Origin of the sequence: Pseudorhodoferax sp. LjRoot39, from assembly GCF_964253035.1 — a bacterium.
Taxonomy (GTDB): Bacteria; Pseudomonadota; Gammaproteobacteria; order Burkholderiales; family Burkholderiaceae_C; genus Pseudorhodoferax.
Genome location: NZ_CAXUQL020000001.1, coordinates 5391407 through 5407823, shown reverse-complemented (window position 1 = coordinate 5407823; position 16417 = coordinate 5391407). Strand labels below are relative to the sequence as shown.

Sequence of the window (16417 nt, the reverse complement as noted above, 5' to 3'; positions counted from 1 at the left end):
GACCGCTGCTCCCAGGGCCTCGCCCTTTGGGCCGGGGCGCGCCAAGCCACATGCGGGCGTTGCAGTCCTTGCCCGGGCACGAGCCCGGGCGGCGGACTGCGCCTACGCCTGTGGCCCGGCGCACCCCGTCGTGGACGCGATCGGTTCATTCACAGCTTCTGAGCCCTTACCACTCTTCTCTTTCCCTCTTCATGCCAACGTTTGCCCATGCGGACCAGATCCGCGACCAGTTCTCCCGGTCCATGTCGGCCATGTACAAGACCGAGGTGCCGCAGTACGGCACCTTGCTCGACCTGGTGGCGGACATCAACCGCACGACGCTCGCGCAGGACGCCGCCCTGCGCGGCGCGCTGGAGGCCGCCGACGAGCTGCGCCGCCTGGACGTGGAGCGCCACGGCGCGATCCGCCTGGGCACGGCCCGGGAACTGGCCGACATGCGGCGCATCTTCCGCGTCATGGGCATGTTCCCGGTCGGCTACTACGATCTCTCGGTGGCCGGCGTGCCCGTGCATGCCACGGCATTCCGCCCGGTCAGCGACGACGCCCTGCGCAGCAACCCCTTCCGCGTGTTCACCTCGCTGCTGCGGCTGGAGCTGATCGCCGATGCGGCACTGCGCGCGCAGGCCGAGGCCATCCTGGCCCGGCGCGCCATCTTCACGCCGCGCGCGCTCGAACTGACTGCGCTGGCCGAGGAAGCCGGCGGTCTGACCGAGGCCCAGGCCGCAGAGTTCGTGCAGGAGGTGACGCAGACCTTCCGCTGGCACAGCGAGGCCACCGTGCCCCATGCGACCTACCGCCAGCTGCACGGCGCCCACCGTCTGGTGGCCGACGTGGTCTCGTTCAAGGGTCCGCACATCAACCACCTGACGCCGCGCACGCTGGACATCGACGCGGCCCAGGCCGAGATGCCGCGCCGGGGCATCGCCGCCAAGGAGGTGGTGGAAGGCCCGCCGCGGCGCAAGCACGCCATCTTGTTGCGCCAGACCAGCTTCAAGGCGCTGGAAGAGCCCATCGTCTTCGCCGAGGACGGCGCCGATGGCTCGCACACGGCGCGCTTCGGCGAGATCGAGCAGCGCGGCATGGCGCTCACGCGCGCCGGCCGCGCGCTGTACGACCAGCTGCTGGCCGGCGTGCGCTCGATGCAGGGCGCGGGCAGTGCCTCGGCCGACTACAGCGAGCGCCTGGCCGCGGCATTCCAGCAGTTTCCCGACGACCTGGACCAATTGCTGGAGCGCGGCCTGGCCTTCTTCCGCTGGCGCGTGCTGGACGCCGACGGACTGGCCCGCGTGGCCGCGAGTGGTGCGGCGTTCGACCTGCAGGCGCTGCGCGCGCAGGACCTGGTGGCGGCCAGCCCCATCGTCTACGAGGACTTCCTGCCCGTCAGCGCGGCCGGCATCTTCCAGTCCAACCTGGGCGGAGCCGAGCAGAAGAGCTACGCCGCCAACGCCGCCCAGGAGGCCTTCGAGGCCGCGCTGGGTGCGCCGGTGGCCGACGAGATCGCGCTGTACGAACAGAGCCAACAGGCCTCGATCGACGCCTTGCGCGCGCAGTACCAGGCGCTGCTCAGCCGCTGACGGCGACCTGGTTGCGGCCCTTGCGCTTGGCCTCGTAGAGCGCGGCATCGGCGGCCTTGAGCAGGGCCGGCGCGCTGTCCTGCTGGCCGGGCACCATGGCGGCCACGCCCAGGCTGATGGTGACCTTGCCGGCCACCACGGCCGCGTGCGGAATGTCCATGGCAGCCACTGCAGTGCGTGCCGCCTCGGCCACCATGGTGGCACCCAGCTGATCGGTCTGCGGCAGCAGCAGCACCATCTCCTCGCCACCGTAGCGCGCGACGAAGTCCTCGGGCCGCTGCACGGTGGCGCGCAGCGCCGCGGCCACGCGGCGCAGGCATTCGTCGCCCTCCACATGGCCGTAGTGGTCGTTGTACTTCTTGAAGTCGTCCACGTCGACCATGACCACGGCCAGCGGGCTGCCGTCGCGCTGGGCCTGGCGGAACACGCGCGCGAAGCGCCGGTCGAAATAGCGCCGGTTGGGCAATCGGGTCAGATCGTCGATGCGGGCCAGGGCCGCCAACTGCTCGTTGGCCTGGGTCAGTGCATCGCGTGCATCGCGCAGGCCGGCCTCGGCCCGCAGGCGCTGTTCCATGGTGCGGCGCGTGTAGGCGCCGGCGCGCTGCAGCAGCAGGCACAGGAAAGCGACCCAGACCGTCTGCAGCGCCGAGTTGATGCGCCAGTTGGCCAGCACCTGGCTCTTGCTGGCTGCCACCGTGACCTGCAGGGGGTAGTTGCGTGCATGTTCGAAGCTGATGAGCCGCACCACGCCGTCCAGCGGCGAGCGCGCATCGACCGTGCCGGAGCGGTGCGTCGCCAGGAAGGTGGTCACGTCCGAGGGCGGGAGCGGCTTGCCGATGTCGGCATCGATGGAGGGGTTGCGCGCCACCATGCGGCCCGCCGCGGTGAGCAGGATCGCGCCTTCACCCACGTCGAAGCGCTCCAGCACACTGCGCAGATGCGGCACGCTCAGCGTGGCCAGCGCCACGCCGGCGAATTCGCCGTCGATGCCGTTGAGCCGGCGCGAGACCGGCACGATCCACTCGCCGGACGAGCGGCTCAAGATCGGCGGGCTGATCAGCGTCGACGCGCTCGGGTTGTCCCGGTGGTGGATGAAGTAGGCGCGGTCGGCGTTGCTCCAGCCCGGATCCCATTGCGGCACCGATGTGGCGACCCAGCCGCCCCGCGCGTCGTAGACGAACAAGCCCTTGAGTTGCTCTGTGCGCGCCACGTGGTTGACGAGCAGCGGCTGCATGGGCTCGAGCGCGGTCGCAGAGAGGTCCGTGCGCTCGAGCTCGTAGACCAGGCCGTCCAGGATGTGGTCGGCCTCGGAGACCGCCGCTTCCATGCGCTCCGTCACGGCGCGCGCGAGGTTGGTGCTGGCCAGTCGCGCCTGGGCGATGGCGTGGGCGCGCGCATCGATGATGAGCCAGACGTTGGTGGCCAGCAGTGCCAGGCAGACGAAGACCACCATCCAGCGCGCACGCCGGATCGGGTCGCGTGCCGGCGCAGGGGCGTCCGGTGGCTGGCCCAGGGGGGCAAGGTCGCTGAAGCCCGATGGCGGGCCCGCGTGGACTTGCGACGGTGGCTGAACGCCTGGTGGGGTGGACATGTCCAGTGCTGCGCAAGGGAGGCACCAACGGCCGAGGGCGTAGAAGATGGCCGCCGAGGTCGGATTCGCTCAATCAGCGCGCGCTGATTGGCATGTTATCGCACAAAAAATGTAGCAAGTGAGTGGGGTGATTTCGCGCCGACCCCTGGCGTGCGGTGGGCGAGCGCCATTCGTCCGGCGAACGGCGCCATCTGTTCACGGATTCGCCTGCTCTTCGCAACGCGCAGATATGTCCGTGGAATAGTTGGCTTTCGTTCGGAAGGTGCAACCAGATACTGCGCGCCCATGGACATCGCGCCCGGAATCATGGCGGTCATCGCCCGCAGCAGCCACGAAGCCAATGTGGGTGTGCTGGTGCACGTGCTGCGCCGCTACCAGGCGCAGGCGCCACTGCCGCCGGGACAGGCCTCGGGCTGGTGGGTGATCACCTCGCGCACGCCGTTGATCGCGTTCACGGCCGATCTGCCCGAATTTGCGCTGTGGTCGCCGGACGGGAAGGATGTGCTGGCGCGCAGCGACGACCTGCTGGCACTGCGCGGCCACGACGGCGAGCCCATGCGCTGGCGCCGTGCCCGGCCCAGCGACAGCGATCCGTCCAAGCTGCGCAAGCCGGCGTTGCGCGGTGGCTCCAGGCTCGGGCGCTAGCCTGGGCTGCGCGGGGGCCGCGCTGCGCGACGCGGCTTCACGCCTGCAAGGGGTCGTACCGGGAGACGACCCAGGGACGTCCTGAAAATTCCTTGGGTTCCCGGTGTCCCTCGGCCTGGGCCTGGGCGCTGGCGATCTCGGCCAGCGGCGCCAGCACAGGCGCCAGGGCCTCGACCTCCTCGAACGCCTTCATTCCCAGCAGCAGGAAGGCCGGCGTCAGGCGGTTCGCGTCGTGCAACTGGAGCAGGTGGGCGATCAGGTCGGACGCCAGGTCGTCCAGTTCGGCCGGCACGGCGATGGTGCCGAGCAGGCTTTGACAATGTTCAAGGCGGGCGCGGATGTCGGGACTCTGCATGTGGCCAGTGAATGTAGGTGCCAGCGCGCCGGGCCGTCCGGGCCGGAGCCGCCTGCGGTCGCCCGGATGCCACCGTTGGGCGAGGCATGCCGTCTGCGGGGCTGTCTTCAGCGCAGCCGGACCCAGCGCAGCTCGATCATGTCGCTGGGCCACTGCACCGCATGCACCTTGCTGGCCAGCGCCCAGTTCAGCGTGCGCCGGTAGAGCGGCACCAGCGGCAGTTCCTCGTGCACCAGCCGCAGCGCGGTGGCCACGAGCGTGCGGCGGTGCTCCGGGTCGGGCTCGACGCGGATCTGGTCGATCAGCGCGTCGAGCTTCGGGTTGCTGTAGCGGCCCGCGTTGAAGCTGCCCAGGCCGCTCGGGTCATGGCTGCGCGACAGGGCGTTCAGCGACAGGTAGGGGGTAGACGGCTTGGCGCACGCGCAGGTCCTTGAAGGGGTTGCGGCCCTTGACGTCGCTGTCCTGCAGCTCGTCACGCGCCTGGTCGCAGGCCAGGTACTGCTGGCCCAGGTCGGCGGTGCTGAGCAGGTTCAGGCGGGCGTCGTTCCGCAGCCGGGCGATGTCCTGCAAGAGTGGGTCCAGCACGGCATCGACCTTGCCCGAGGACAGTGCCGCCAGCCGCGTGGCGTCGGACTTGATCACCACGAACTGCGCCTGCTCCACGTTGCCGCTGTGGCGGTCCTGCCAGCCCCAGTAGCCGGCGAAGCGCTCCAGCGTGGTGCGCACATCGGGCTCGTAGCGCAGCAGCCGGAACGGGCCGGTGCCGTTGGCGTTGCGCACGGCGTGGGTCTCCTGCCGGGCGTTGAAGTCCTGGGCGGCCGCCACGCCGTGCTGCTCGCACCAGGCCTTGTTCATCATGGCCACGCCGAACAGCTTCTGGGGCAGCAAGGCGTCGGGCACATCGAGTTCGATCTCGATGGCGAGCGTGTCCAGCACGCGCACGGTGCGTACGCCGCGCAACTGGAAGCTGCGCAGCGAAGGCGATGCCATGGCCCGTTCGAGCGAGAACTTGGCGTCGACGGCCGTGAACGCACTGCCGTCGTGGAAGCGCACACCGGGCCGCAGCCGGAACTGCCAGCGCGTGGCTGCGGTGGCCTGCCAGCCGGGCGCCAGCGGCATCGTCGCGGCCGACCACGTGGCGCGCTCGCGGCCCGACGGGCTGACCGTGCTGATGACCTCGCTGAGCATCCTGGCCACCAACACCGTCCTCTACGACAAGCTGCCCTACGACCCGGTCAAGGACTTTGCCTCGGTCTCGCAGACCCCCTACCAGCCGGCGATCCTGGTCGGCCGGCCCGACCTGCCGTACAAGAACATCAAGGAGATGGTGGCCTACGCCAAGACCGATCCCGGCAAGATCAACCGGGGCTCGCCGGGCGCCTCCATCCTGACCAATCTCGCACCGCTGGCGTTCGAGCAGCAGGTCGGCATCCGCACCATGCACATCCCGTTCAACGGCGACACGCCGGGCCTGCAGGCGCTGCTGGGCAGCCAGATCGACGTGCACGGCACCTCGATCACGGGCCCGCTGCCGCACATCAAGGCCGGCAAGATGGTGGTGCTGGGCGTGATGGACAGCAAGCGCCTGCCGCAGGTGCCCGAAGCGCCGACCTTCAAGGAGCAGGGCTACGGCATCGAGGCGCTGCTCGCGTACGCACTGTCGGTGCCGGCGGCCACGCCCAAGGACGTGGTCGAGCGGCTCAACCGCGCGGTCAACCAGGTCATCGCCGACCCCGACTTCGTGGCGCGTGCCCGCGCCATGGCATGGAGCCGCGTGGTGGCGCGCCGGAGGAGCTGAACCGCTTCATCAAGACCGAGTCCGAGCGCTGGATCCCATTGCTGCAGAGCCTGAACCTGCCCAGGCAGGGGCAGTGAGGGGAGGGCGGTCTTCTAGCCCCTCGTGCAGGCGAGCGGCGATGACATCGGGCACTGGCGGCAGGGCGCGGGGTCCGCTGCGCCGCGCGAAGCGGAGGGCTTGATCACCGCTTGCATCCTGCGAAGAAGCGCATCACGCGCGCGGAACGTCCTGGGCGATCGCCAGGACGCTGCCGGCTCCCCGGCCCTGAGATGCCGGACCTCGCGCCCGGGCCGGCACGCGCAGACGCCAGCGAACCCTCAGCGGGCCCGGCGGCGGGCCCAGCCCAGGGCGCCCAGGCTCAGCAGCAGCAGCGAGGCCATGCCCGGCTCGGGCACCTCGCCTGCAGGCGCTTCCAGCACGAAGGCCAGGTTGTCGGCATAGCCGTCGTTGTCGCCGCCGCCGTTGCGCTCCATCGACAGCCAGAACGCCAGCGAACTGGTGCCCACCGGCAGCAGGCCGTCGGTCTCGCGGTAGAACAGGCCGGTCTGGTTGTTGCGGTCGGCGGCCGTCACGGCGCCGATGGCAGCGCCGCCGATCTCGGCGCCGAAGGCATCGAGGAACTGCACGTAGAACAGCGCGTTGTCCGTCTGGTTGCTCCAGCCGCCGAGCCAGCCGCTCAGCGAGTAGCTGATGGACTGGGTCGTGGCCGTGCCGAAGTCCAGCGCCTGGTAGCCGACGGCGTAGGCGCCGGTGCCCGTGAACATCTTGGCGCCGCGGTCGTCCGGCCCCGGCTGCGTGGGCAGCACCCAGTTGCTGCCGTAGCTGACGGACTGGATGCTGCCGTAGGTGTCGTAGCCGCTCCATCCGGCGGTGCCGGCCTCGGCGTCGCCGTTGACGACCAGGTTGCTGCCATAGACGGCAGCCGCCTGGCTGCTGCAGGCCACGGCGAGCAGGGCCGTGGCAAGAAGGTGTCGAAAGTTCATTGCAGGAAGTCCTTGGGGTTCAGTTGATGCGGAACTGGTCCAGCTGGGCCGGGCCTTGCATCGCCGGATCGCTGATCGAGGGCAGGCCGTTCTCCAGGTGGCCGGCAAAGCGGCGCAGCCAGGTGGGCAGGCCGTTCACGCGCAGGCTGTAGTCGTACCAGTGCGAGCTCGTGCCCAGCGGCAGCCGCAGGCTGCTGCGCGAGCGCGCCACCACGCGCACCTCGGGCAAGGTGTTCGTGTAGTACTTGTTGGCCGTCAGCTGGAAGGTGCAGGGCTGGCCGCCGTTGTTGACGAGTTCCAGCACGAGCTCGCCCGTCGCGCGCTCGGCACGCACGATCACCTCGGGCACGGCCGCGCCGCTGGCGCGGCGCACGTCGCCCGTGATGTGGCGGTGAAAGCCGTTCGGCCCCAGCACCCAGAGGTCGTAGGCGGCGGTGGCGGCCCAGCGGCCCTGCAGCTGCTTGCCGGCTTCCACCGTGTAGCGGCGTGGCACCTGGTCCAGCGCCAGGCGGTCGTAGACATGGAACACGGCGCCGGCTTCCCCGGCGTTCTCGAAGGTCAGCAGCACGGCGCCGGTCTCGACCTGGGCCTGCACCTGCAGCTCGTAGGGCAGCGCGCGCGCGGGGCGCACGCCGGCGGCCTGCACCGGCGCGGCCAGCGTGGTCGGCGTGGCCGGCACCTTGGTGTTGGGCAGCGCCAGCGATTGCGCGCGGCGTGCGGCCGTGGCCGGCAGCAGCTGCATGAAGCCGTTGTCCTCGGGGTGCACGAAGTCGAAGCAGGACAGCAGGTTGCCCGAGACGGCCCGGCGCCACGGGCTGATCAGCGGCTCCTGCACGCCGAAGCGCGCCTCGATGAAGCGCAGCACCGAGCTGTGGTCGGCCACCTGCGAGTTGACCCAGCCGCCCTTGGTCCAGGGCGAGACCACGTACATGGGCACGCGCGGGCCCAGGCCGTAGGGGCGGTTGATGGTGCGGGGGTCCGCGCCGTTGAGCACGTTGTGGTATTCGCCCGTGGTGTCCACCGTCGAGGCACCGGCCAGCTGGGCCTGTGCGGGGTTGGCGTTGTAGGCCAGGTACGAGGGCACGGCTGGCGGCGGCATGTGGTCGAAGAAGCCGTCGTTCTCGTCGAAGTTGATGAGCAGCACGGTCTTGCTCCAGACCTCGGGGTTGGACGTCAGGGCGTCCAGCACGCGGGCCGTGTAGTCGGCACCCGAGGCCGGGCTCGAGGGCCCTGGATGCTCGGAGCCCTCTGCCGTGGCGACGATCCAGCTGACCTGGGGCAGCCGGTCGGCCAGCACGTCGGCCTTGAGCAGGTCCAGGTCGCGCGTGCTGACGCCACGGTCGCGCAGCGCCTGCGAGTAGCCCGGGCGCAGGTACCAGGCGTTGCGGAAGCTGCGAAAGCCGGCCAGCGGGTTGTCGGTGAAGTTGTCCGCCATGTTCTGGTAGACCTGCCAGCTGATGCCGGCGGCCTGCAGGCGTTCCGCGTAGGTGGTCCAGCGGTAGTCGGTGTTCTGGTCGGGGTTGAAGCTGTCCCGGCTGTTGTCGGTCGACGGGCCGCCCGCGACGGACAGCGGATCGTTGTGGCCGGTCCACAGGAACAGGCGGTTGGTGTTGGTGCCGGTCTGCGTCGCGCAGTGGTAGTGGTCGCACAGCGTGAAGGCGCGTGCCAGGGCGAACTGGAACGGCAGGTCGCCCTCGGCGTAGTAGCCCATGGAGTGGTTCTGCTTGGCCGCGCACCAGTCGTTCATGCGGCCGTGGTCCCAGGCCAGTTGCGCGTCCAGCCAGGAGTGCGGTGTGCCGGCCACGCGCATGACCGGGAAGTCCTGCTCGGTGTTGAGGCGGAACGGTGCGATGGGCTTGCTCGTCGGCCAGTTCGGGCGGCCCGGCACGGGTGCGCCGCCCACCGTCTGCTGCACGAACACGGACTTGCCGCTGAACAGGTTCTGCCGGTCCTTCACGGGGATCGGGAACGGATCGCCGAAGCCGCGCACGCCTTCGAGCGTGCCGAAGTAGTGGTCGAAGCTGCGGTTCTCCTGCGTCAGCACGACGATGTGCTCGACGTCCTGCAGGGTGCGGGTGCGCTGGTTGGCGGGCAGGGCCAGGGCGCGCTGGATGGCCGGCGGGAAGCTGGCGAGCACGGCGCTGGCGCCGCCGGCCTGGGCGAGGGTGCGCAGGAAGTCGCGGCGGCTCATGGCTGCGCCTTCGTGCGCGGGAACGCGATGTTGTAGGAATGCACTGGAGGTTCCAGTCGATGGGGTGCCGACAGGCGTGTTCGCCGTCAGGGCCAGAGCAATGTAGGCATCGACCGTGAAAACTCGATGACGCATGTGGCACGCCAGCGCACCGGACGTCGCAGCCCGGCATGTGGCGCCATCCGGGTCGGTGGGCAGCAGCGGTCCGGTCGCCCGCGCGGGCGATGGCATGCACATGCTGCCGAGCAGTACGGCTCGTTCGCACAGACATAGCGCTCCTGCGCATCGACATAGGCGATCAATGCGGGCACGCTGCCGATGACCCTGCGCAGCAGTGAACCTGGATTCGGCGAAATGGCCGACCCCCACTGGCCGTCCTGCTGGGGCTCGGAAGAATCGTTGCCGGGCGAGCGTGCCCCCGCTTGAATTCACACCGGCGCGCCGACCACGGAATCCAGGACGGCTCCAGCCGGCAGAGCGCTCAGAAGCTGTGAGTGAACCGATCGCGTCCACGACGGGGTGCGCCGGGCCACAGGCGTAGGCGCAGTCCGCCGCCCGGGCTCGTGCCCGGGCAAGGACTGCAACGCCCGCATGTGGCTTGGCGCGCCCCGGCCCGAAGGGCGAGGCCCTGGGAGCAGCGGTCGCAACGTGAGAAGTTCGTCATTGGGGGCCTCGCGTGGGCGTGAGCGGTTCGTTCACAGCTTCTCAGCCCTGGATGGCGAGCACCAGGGGAGCGCCCTCACGCCGCTCGCGAGCCTGGATGCGATGGATCAATTCGACGGTCATGAGTTGTCCGGCGGCCAGCAGCACGACCCCTTCCCCGGACACCAGATCGCGTGCCAGCCGCATGCCCGATTCCAGTTGCGCCGAGGCCAACATCCGCGGCGGCGCTGCCACTACCGGCGCGGCCTCCAGCAGCACCTGCAGGAACACATCGACGATCTCCGGGTGGAACTGGGTGCCGCGCCCACGGGCAATCATCGAACGCGCGTCGGCTGGGTTCAGCGGTGTCGCGCTCAAGCGCCCGGCCAGCAGATCGTCGAAGGTGTCCGCCACCGCCAGGATGCGTGCGCCCCGCGGAATCTGGTCCGCGGCGAGGCGGTCGGGATAGCCGTTGCCGTCGTGGCGCTCATGGTGGGTGCGGATCAGCGCCGCGACCCCCTGCATGTCGTCCATGGCCATCAGGGCCTGCTCTCCGAGGACGCAATGCCTGCGGTACTGGGCCGACTCTTCTTCCGTGAGCCGGGGGACAGGGCGCTTGAGCACCTCGTCCGGCAGCGCAATCTCACCGATGTCGTGCAGCAAGGCTGCAATGAAAAGCTCCTGCTGCTCGGATTCGGCCAGACCCATGGCGCGGGCCGTCTTGCGGGACAGGCCTGCGACGCGGCGCGCATGGCCGGCCAATGGCCCGCCGCGCCACTCGAGCAGATTGGAGAACACCTTGATCGAGGTCAGGTAGTTTTTCTTGAGCTTCTGGTTGAGCTGGGCCAGTTCCTGTGTGCGCTGCTCCACCTTCTCTTCCAGATGCCCGTTGAGTTCGCGCAAGGCCTGGTTCTGCGCCTGCGTGAGCGCTTCCAGGCGGTCGCGTTCCCGCTGCAGTCCCTGGTGCGCGAGGATCTGGCGCACCGTGGCGAGGAGTTCGATCTCGTCCCATGGCTTGGTGAGGTAGCGGTAGACGCCGCCGCGGTTGATGGACGCAACCGCCGACTGGACATCGGCGTAGCCGGTCAGCAGCACGCGCGCGGTGTCCGGCCAGCGTTGCTGCACCACCTCCAGGAACTGGTTGCCGTCCATGCCGGGCATGCGCATGTCGGAGAACACGATGTCCACGGCCTCCGAGGCCAGAAGGGCCAGCGCTTCCTCCGCGCTGGTGGCCGTCAGCGCGGGATAGCCGTGGGTGCGGAACAGGCGCTTGAGCGCAGCCACGATGTGGGGCTCGTCGTCCACGCACAGGATCCGGGCCGCCACCGGTCTGGCCGCGGGCTGCGCAGGCGCTTGCTCTGGCACTTCGGCAGGGTCTTGCATGGGCTAGGTTCCTTGGGCATGCCGGACCGGCAACGTGACCCGAAAGCGCGTGCCGGCGCCGGGTTCGCTGGTGACCTCGATCTGCCCGGCATGCTTCTGAACGATGCCGTAGGACAGCGACAGTCCCAGGCCCGTGCCCTTGCCCACCGGCTTGGTCGTGAAGAAGGGGTCGAAGATCCGGCCCAGGTTCTCCTTGGCGATGCCGGTGCCGTCGTCCTCGATTTCCACCCAGACCTTGTCCGCCTGCGTCCCCGTGCGCAGCGTGATGCGGCCGCGCTCCTTCTGGATGGCATGTGCCGCATTGACCAGCAGGTTCATGAAGACCTGGTTGAGCTCGGACGGCAGGCATTCGACCTCCGGCAGGCTGCCGTATTCCTTGACGACGTCGGCTCTGTACTTGATTTCGTTGTTCACGATGCCCAGCGTGGAGTTCAGGCCCTGGTGCAGGTCGGCCATCACCCACTCCTGGGAGTTGTCGACGCGCGAGAAGTCCTTGAGGTTCTGCACGATCGCGCGGACCCGGGTGATGCCGTCCTTGGACTCACGCATCAGCGTCGGGATGTCCTCCTTGAGAAAGTCCAGCTCGATTGCTTCGCGCAGGCCCTGGAGCTTGGCAGCGGCGGGCGTGCCGGCCAGCGCTGCTTCGGCCTCCTCGTACGCCTGCAGCATCCGGAACAGGTCGCCGAGGTATTTTTCCAGCGTGCCGAAGTTGGAAAAGATGAAGCCGATCGGGTTGTTGATCTCGTGGGCGACGCCGGCCGCGAGTTGACCGATGGAGGCCAGGCGCTCGGACTGGATCAGTTTCTCCTGCGCCTGCGACAACCGTGCATTGATCTGCCTGAGCGCATCGTTGGCTTGCAGCAGTTCCTGGGCCTGACCGGGAAGACCAGGGACCAGGCCCGCAGGTTCCGGCGCGGGCGTGAAGACATCGGTCATGGGCGACTCCTAGGTGAGCAGTGCCTGGCACACCGCTTCGTGTTGGCGTTCGACCTCGCCGAACAGGTCCAGGCACTCGGTCTGCTGCAGCGCCAGGCGGTGCCAGGCGGCCAGTGACAGGGACGGCACCGCATCGTGCTCCAACTGCGCGAGATCGAGTGCGTGTGCCATGCAGTCGGCCACGTGGACGACGTCGATAAGGCCGGGCTGGCCGTCCAGGGGCGGGTCGTGGTGCAGTGCGATGGCTTGGGCGACCTCGGGTGCGAAGCGCCAGTGGCGCGCCATCACCGCCCCGGCGGCCGCGTGGTCCAGGCCGAGCACGCCGCGTTCGGCGTCCAAGGTGGCTTCGTCCGTGGCGTGCTGGCGCGCGAGCACCTGGGCATAGGCCTGCGGATAGCGCGTGACCAGAGCCAGGCGCCCGATGTCGTGCAGCAGCCCCAGCGTGAAGGCGGCTTCCTCGTCCATCGCGCGTGCGCGCGCGATCAGCCGTGCGCACAGCGCGGTGGCGATGCCGTGGCGCCAGAACGACTGGAAATCGAAGCCTGCGCAGGCCCCAGGTGTCAGGCCACCGACCAGGCCGGCCGCGGTTGCGACACTGCGCAAGGTGCGCAGGCCCAGGATCGTGGCCGCCTCCGAGATCGCGCTGACCTGGCGCGGCATGCCGTAGAAGGTCGAGTTGGCCAGACGCAGCGTCTTGGCGGCCAGCGCCTGGTCGTGCGCGATCTTCTGCGCCAGCTCGCCCATCGTGACCTGGGCCTGCGCCAGCGAGTCGATCAGCTCCAGCACGACCGCGGGCAGCACCGGGAGTTCGCGCAGTCCGCCGAGGAAGTCGTGGACAGGGTCGGCGCTCACTGGTGTACCTGCGCGCTGCGGTGCTGAGCACCTTGGGGCGGCCCGGCGGTACTCATGGGCTCTTGCCGAGCTGGTGGCGTGCCACCAAGGGTTGCAGGGGGTTGGTCTGCTGCGCACGCTCGGCGTGGCGGAACAGATGCCGGATGCGCGCGAGCAGCGCATCGCGCGCGGCATCGGTGCGCATCCCGCCTGCTGGGGCGGTTCCCTCGGTTTCTTTCATGGCGCCAGCTCCTCCTGTTCGGCCGCGAAGGCAGGCGTGAGCAGCATCAGCCTGCCCTGGGCCTGCGTCGTGCTGTCCATCGCGCGGCAGACCGCGTGGAACATCCGCCCGCCCACCTGCACCGCCCGCTGCAGGCCATCGCAGGCCCGCCACACCCGCAACAGGTCCGGATCGAGGGCATCCTGCGCATCGCACCCGAGCAGGTTGCCTCCGGGCGGGAACAGTGCCTGCGCCTCGGCGTTCATGAAGGCGACCATGCCGTCGAGGTCGAAGCCGATCACGGCGGCCGGCACGTTCTCGAGCAGCTCGCGCGCGACGACGAGATGGGTTTCCTCGCGGCTGATCTGGGCCTGCTGGCTGGCCAGCAGCTTCTGCAGCTGGGCATTGACCTGGCTGAGCTCCTGGTTGGCAACGATGACGGCGCTGCCCAGGCGCTTGTTCTCCTCGGCCATCTCCTGCAGCGCAAAGGCCTCGGCGATGTGTCCCCGCAGCCGTTCGTCATCCCAGGGTTTGGTCAGGAACTTGTAGATGGCGCCCTCGTTCACGGCGTCGGTGATGGACTGCAGCTCGGTGTAGCCGGACAACACCATGCGGATGGTGTCCGGGTAGAGCTCCTTGGCGCGCCGCAGGAACTCCACGCCGGTCATGCCCGGCATGCGCTGGTCGGTCACGATGACGTCGACCGGATGCTCCGCAAGCGCCTGCAGACCCTGCTCGCCGCTGGATGCCGTGACGACGCGGTAGCCGTCGCGCCGCAGCAGCCGCCGCAGCGCTGACAGGATGTTGTCCTCGTCGTCCACGAGCAGCAAGGTCCGCTGGCGCTGGTGGCGCTGCAGCAGATGCGCTGGAAGATGGCCGCCGCGCTGTGCGAAGGGCGCGACCTCGTCAGCGGCGACCGGCGGACTCAGGTAGCGGCCCTGCATCTGGTCGCAGTGGTTGGCGACCAGCAGGGCGAGCTGCCCCTCGCTTTCCACCCCTTCGGCCAGCACCCTGCGCTGCAGGCTGTGCGCCATGGTGATGATGGCGCGCGTGATCGAGACATCCTGTGGCGCAGCCGTGACGTCGTGCACGAAGGAGCGATCGATCTTGATCACATCGATCGGCAGCGTGCGCAGGTAGCTCAGATTGGAGCGGCCCGTTCCGAAGTCGTCCAGCGCGATCTCGATGCCCAGCGACTTGAGTTCGCCAAGCGCGCGGGCGAGGTGCGCACTCTCCTCGTTCAGGGCGTGCTCGGTGATCTCCAGCCCCAGCAGCGCAGGTTCCAGTGCCGCCTCGCGCAGGATGGCCTGTACACGCCGCACGATGTCCGGCTGCTGGACCTGCAGCGGCGACAGATTCACCGCCACCCGCAGCGCCAGGCCCTGGCGCTTCCATGCCGCAGCTTGCGCACACGCACGGCGCAGCACCCACTCACCGATCGGCAGAATCAATCCCGTCTCTTCGGCGACGCGGATGAATTCGACGCGCGAAGCCGCCGTCACCTCCGGGGCGTTCCAGCGCAGCAGGGCCTCCACCCCGATGACGTCGCCCGAACCCAGATCGAGCTTGGGCTGGTAGACGAGGTGGAACTCGTCGTGCTCCAGCGCACGCCGCAGCGCGGCTTCCATGGCCAGGCGCGATGCCGCCTTGGCATGCATGTCGGCGCTGTAGTGGCACACCTGGTTGGCGCCGCGCTCGCGGGCGTGGTAGGCGGCCGCCTGGGCCTGGTGCAGCAGCTTGTCGGGCGCCTGGCCCTCTGCGGCACAGAGCGCGATGCCGATCGCGCCCGTGACCTTCACCTCGGTGTCGCCGATGCTCAACGGCGCTGCCAGCCGCTCCAGAATGCGATGGCCCAATTCCGCCGCCGTCTGTGCCGTCGCGGCATCCTCGTTGTGGGCGAGCACGGCATACTCGCCGCTGCCCAGGTGGGCCAGCAACTGCGGTGGTGTCACCGCCTCCTGTACGCGCGCGGCCACGGCTGCCAGCAGCATGTCGCTTCCGGCATAGCCCAGCGACTCCGTGACCAGTTCCAGCTGGTCGATGCGCAGTCCGAGCAGCGCGATGTCCTGCTGTTCCCGGCCGCCGTGGCGCACGAGGCTCTCGAGCCGGTCCATCAACGCGTGGCGGTTGGGCAGGCCCGTGATCTGGTCGGTATTGGCCAGGCGGTCGAGGCGCTGCTCCGCGGCTTTCTGGTCGGACACGTCCTGCAGCAGCATCACCGAGCGAATGGCCCGCCCCTGCTCGTCGGCCTCGACGAGCCGGCGGTGCAGCACGGTTCGCAGGCCACCGTCCGCGTGCCGGATGCGGTGCTGGAACTCGAACGTCTCCCCTGGCGCCACCTCGTCGCAGAGGGCCTCGATGTAGTGCCGCTCCGTGGTCGGCAGCCGGGAATAGAACCATTCCCTGGGGACCGCGAGGTCGGAGGGCGGCTCCCCGAAGATGCTGCACATGCCGGCGGACAGGGTCATGGTGCCGGTCAGGAGATCGGCTTCGGCGGAGCCGATGCGTGCCAGCTCTTCGGCGTTGCTCATCAGCTGCGCACGGCGCTCGGCCAGCACCGCGCTTTGCTTGACGTTGCCCACGTCGTGCATGGTGACGAGATCCACGGTCCGTCCCAGCAGCGTGGTCCGCACACCCCAGACCTGGACACTGACGCGACTGCCGTCCTTGCGCAGGCCTTCGATCTCGTAGGCGTGGCCGCGCACACCCTCGACGCGTTGCCCGATCTGCGTGCGCACGCGGTGCCGATGCTCGGGCGCGCACAGATTCAATGGATCCATGCCGTCCAGCATTTCCTCGCGGGAAAAGCCGAACAATGCCGCCAACTGCGGGTTGACGAAGAGGAAGCGATTCCCCTGCGCGATGAACAAGGCGACCTGTGCCTGCTCAACGAGATGGCGGTAGATGTGGTCCGGCAATGCGTCACGCGGGCCATTGGCTGCGCGCCACGCCGGATCGTCTGCCATCGATGAGGTCGGCAAGTTCATGTTCACAACATCGGCTGCCTGGCGCAGACCGGAGCGGTCTGCTGAAGAGAATCAGCACGCGTGCAAGTTGCGCGTGCGATTGATACACGAAATCGCGTCGCGGGTCCACCCTCCCTTGCGCTAGGCTGCCGTGGAGCTTGCCGCAGCGCCGCTGGCATCGCCCGCACACACAGCTGCGCACCCATGCTCCGCACGCCGGTGTGCCCTTGCCGAACAACGCCCGCTTGTGCACATGCATACCGGCACCGGCAAGCGCAGCCGCGAGGGGCACCTGCCCAAGG

Annotated in this window: 14 protein-coding genes; 3 read left to right on the top strand and 11 right to left on the bottom strand. The window is 69.2% G+C overall.

Annotation, left to right across the window (positions count from 1 at the left end):
* The first annotated feature begins 191 nt into the window (after positions 1-191).
* Positions 192-1574, top strand: a complete 1383-nt coding sequence (gene hglS, locus ACSQ4M_RS25215; protein WP_436192136.1) for a 2-oxoadipate dioxygenase/decarboxylase HglS — start codon at positions 192-194, stop codon at positions 1572-1574.
* On the opposite strand, the gene ACSQ4M_RS25210 is transcribed toward hglS, so the two are convergent.
* Positions 1564-3165: a sensor domain-containing diguanylate cyclase gene (locus ACSQ4M_RS25210; RefSeq protein ID WP_436192135.1), complete on the bottom strand. Its 1602-nt coding sequence runs from the start codon at positions 3163-3165 to the stop codon at positions 1564-1566. The two genes, hglS and ACSQ4M_RS25210, sit on opposite strands and share 11 nt — an antisense overlap.
* A gap of 285 nt (positions 3166-3450) precedes the next feature.
* Between ACSQ4M_RS25210 and ACSQ4M_RS25205 the strand changes: the two genes are divergently transcribed.
* The gene (locus ACSQ4M_RS25205; protein WP_436192134.1) at positions 3451-3810 is read left to right on the top strand and encodes a hypothetical protein; all 360 of its coding nucleotides are present in this window, start codon (positions 3451-3453) and stop codon (positions 3808-3810) included.
* Positions 3811-3847: 37 nt separating this feature from the next.
* On the opposite strand, the gene ACSQ4M_RS25200 is transcribed toward ACSQ4M_RS25205, so the two are convergent.
* The 3 genes from ACSQ4M_RS25200 to ACSQ4M_RS25190 form a co-directional block, all read right to left on the bottom strand.
* A complete protein-coding gene (locus ACSQ4M_RS25200) occupies positions 3848-4165 on the bottom strand; it encodes a hypothetical protein (protein ID WP_056673649.1) in 318 nt (105 codons plus the stop codon).
* A 107-nt stretch (positions 4166-4272) separates the two neighbouring features.
* Complete coding sequence (locus tag ACSQ4M_RS25195; RefSeq protein WP_436192133.1) at positions 4273-4419, bottom strand: hypothetical protein; 147 nt, start codon at positions 4417-4419, stop codon at positions 4273-4275.
* 109 nt (positions 4420-4528) lie between these two features.
* Positions 4529-5353, bottom strand: coding sequence for an ABC transporter substrate-binding protein (locus ACSQ4M_RS25190; RefSeq protein ID WP_436192132.1), 825 nt, complete (start codon positions 5351-5353; stop codon positions 4529-4531).
* Between ACSQ4M_RS25190 and ACSQ4M_RS25185 the strand changes: the two genes are divergently transcribed.
* Positions 5247-5963, top strand: a complete 717-nt coding sequence (locus ACSQ4M_RS25185; protein WP_436192131.1) for a Bug family tripartite tricarboxylate transporter substrate binding protein — start codon at positions 5247-5249, stop codon at positions 5961-5963. The two genes, ACSQ4M_RS25190 and ACSQ4M_RS25185, sit on opposite strands and share 107 nt — an antisense overlap.
* Positions 5964-6280: 317 nt before the next feature.
* Here the strand turns inward: ACSQ4M_RS25185 and ACSQ4M_RS25180 are convergent, their stop codons facing one another.
* The 7 genes from ACSQ4M_RS25180 to ACSQ4M_RS25150 form a co-directional block, all read right to left on the bottom strand.
* The gene (locus ACSQ4M_RS25180; protein ID WP_436192130.1) at positions 6281-6946 is read right to left on the bottom strand and encodes a PEP-CTERM sorting domain-containing protein; all 666 of its coding nucleotides are present in this window, start codon (positions 6944-6946) and stop codon (positions 6281-6283) included.
* A gap of 19 nt (positions 6947-6965) precedes the next feature.
* Entirely contained in the window at positions 6966-9137 is a 2172-nt protein-coding gene (locus ACSQ4M_RS25175) for a phosphocholine-specific phospholipase C (protein WP_436192129.1), read from the bottom strand.
* A 705-nt stretch (positions 9138-9842) separates the two neighbouring features.
* Entirely contained in the window at positions 9843-11084 is a 1242-nt protein-coding gene (locus ACSQ4M_RS25170; protein WP_436192128.1) for an HD domain-containing phosphohydrolase, read from the bottom strand.
* Positions 11085-11165: 81 nt separating this feature from the next.
* Positions 11166-12098, bottom strand: coding sequence for an ATP-binding protein (locus ACSQ4M_RS25165; RefSeq protein WP_436192127.1), 933 nt, complete (start codon positions 12096-12098; stop codon positions 11166-11168).
* A gap of 9 nt (positions 12099-12107) precedes the next feature.
* Complete coding sequence (locus ACSQ4M_RS25160) at positions 12108-12950, bottom strand: HDOD domain-containing protein (RefSeq protein ID WP_436192126.1); 843 nt, start codon at positions 12948-12950, stop codon at positions 12108-12110.
* Between the two features lie 52 nt (positions 12951-13002).
* Positions 13003-13170, bottom strand: coding sequence for a hypothetical protein (locus ACSQ4M_RS25155; protein WP_436192125.1), 168 nt, complete (start codon positions 13168-13170; stop codon positions 13003-13005).
* Positions 13167-16115: an EAL domain-containing protein gene (locus ACSQ4M_RS25150; protein WP_436192124.1), complete on the bottom strand. Its 2949-nt coding sequence runs from the start codon at positions 16113-16115 to the stop codon at positions 13167-13169. The genes ACSQ4M_RS25155 and ACSQ4M_RS25150 overlap by 4 nt, the downstream gene beginning before the upstream one ends.
* Positions 16116-16417 lie beyond the last annotated feature (302 nt).

Excerpts from the sequence above, each read along its gene's own strand:
- ACSQ4M_RS25190 (WP_436192132.1), bottom strand. The coding sequence starts at position 5,353 with ATGCTCAGCGAGGTCATCAGCACGGTCAGCCCGTCGGGCCGCGAGCGC.
- ACSQ4M_RS25205 (WP_436192134.1), top strand. The coding sequence starts at position 3,451 with ATGGACATCGCGCCCGGAATCATGGCGGTCATCGCCCGCAGCAGCCAC.
- ACSQ4M_RS25150 (WP_436192124.1), bottom strand. The coding sequence starts at position 16,115 with ATGGCAGACGATCCGGCGTGGCGCGCAGCCAATGGCCCGCGTGACGCA.
- ACSQ4M_RS25200 (WP_056673649.1), bottom strand. The coding sequence starts at position 4,165 with ATGCAGAGTCCCGACATCCGCGCCCGCCTTGAACATTGTCAAAGCCTG.
- hglS (WP_436192136.1), top strand. The coding sequence starts at position 192 with ATGCCAACGTTTGCCCATGCGGACCAGATCCGCGACCAGTTCTCCCGG.
- ACSQ4M_RS25155 (WP_436192125.1), bottom strand. The coding sequence starts at position 13,170 with ATGAAAGAAACCGAGGGAACCGCCCCAGCAGGCGGGATGCGCACCGAT.
- ACSQ4M_RS25180 (WP_436192130.1), bottom strand. The coding sequence starts at position 6,946 with ATGAACTTTCGACACCTTCTTGCCACGGCCCTGCTCGCCGTGGCCTGC.
- ACSQ4M_RS25175 (WP_436192129.1), bottom strand. The coding sequence starts at position 9,137 with ATGAGCCGCCGCGACTTCCTGCGCACCCTCGCCCAGGCCGGCGGCGCC.
- ACSQ4M_RS25210 (WP_436192135.1), bottom strand. The coding sequence starts at position 3,165 with ATGTCCACCCCACCAGGCGTTCAGCCACCGTCGCAAGTCCACGCGGGC.
- ACSQ4M_RS25165 (WP_436192127.1), bottom strand. The coding sequence starts at position 12,098 with ATGACCGATGTCTTCACGCCCGCGCCGGAACCTGCGGGCCTGGTCCCT.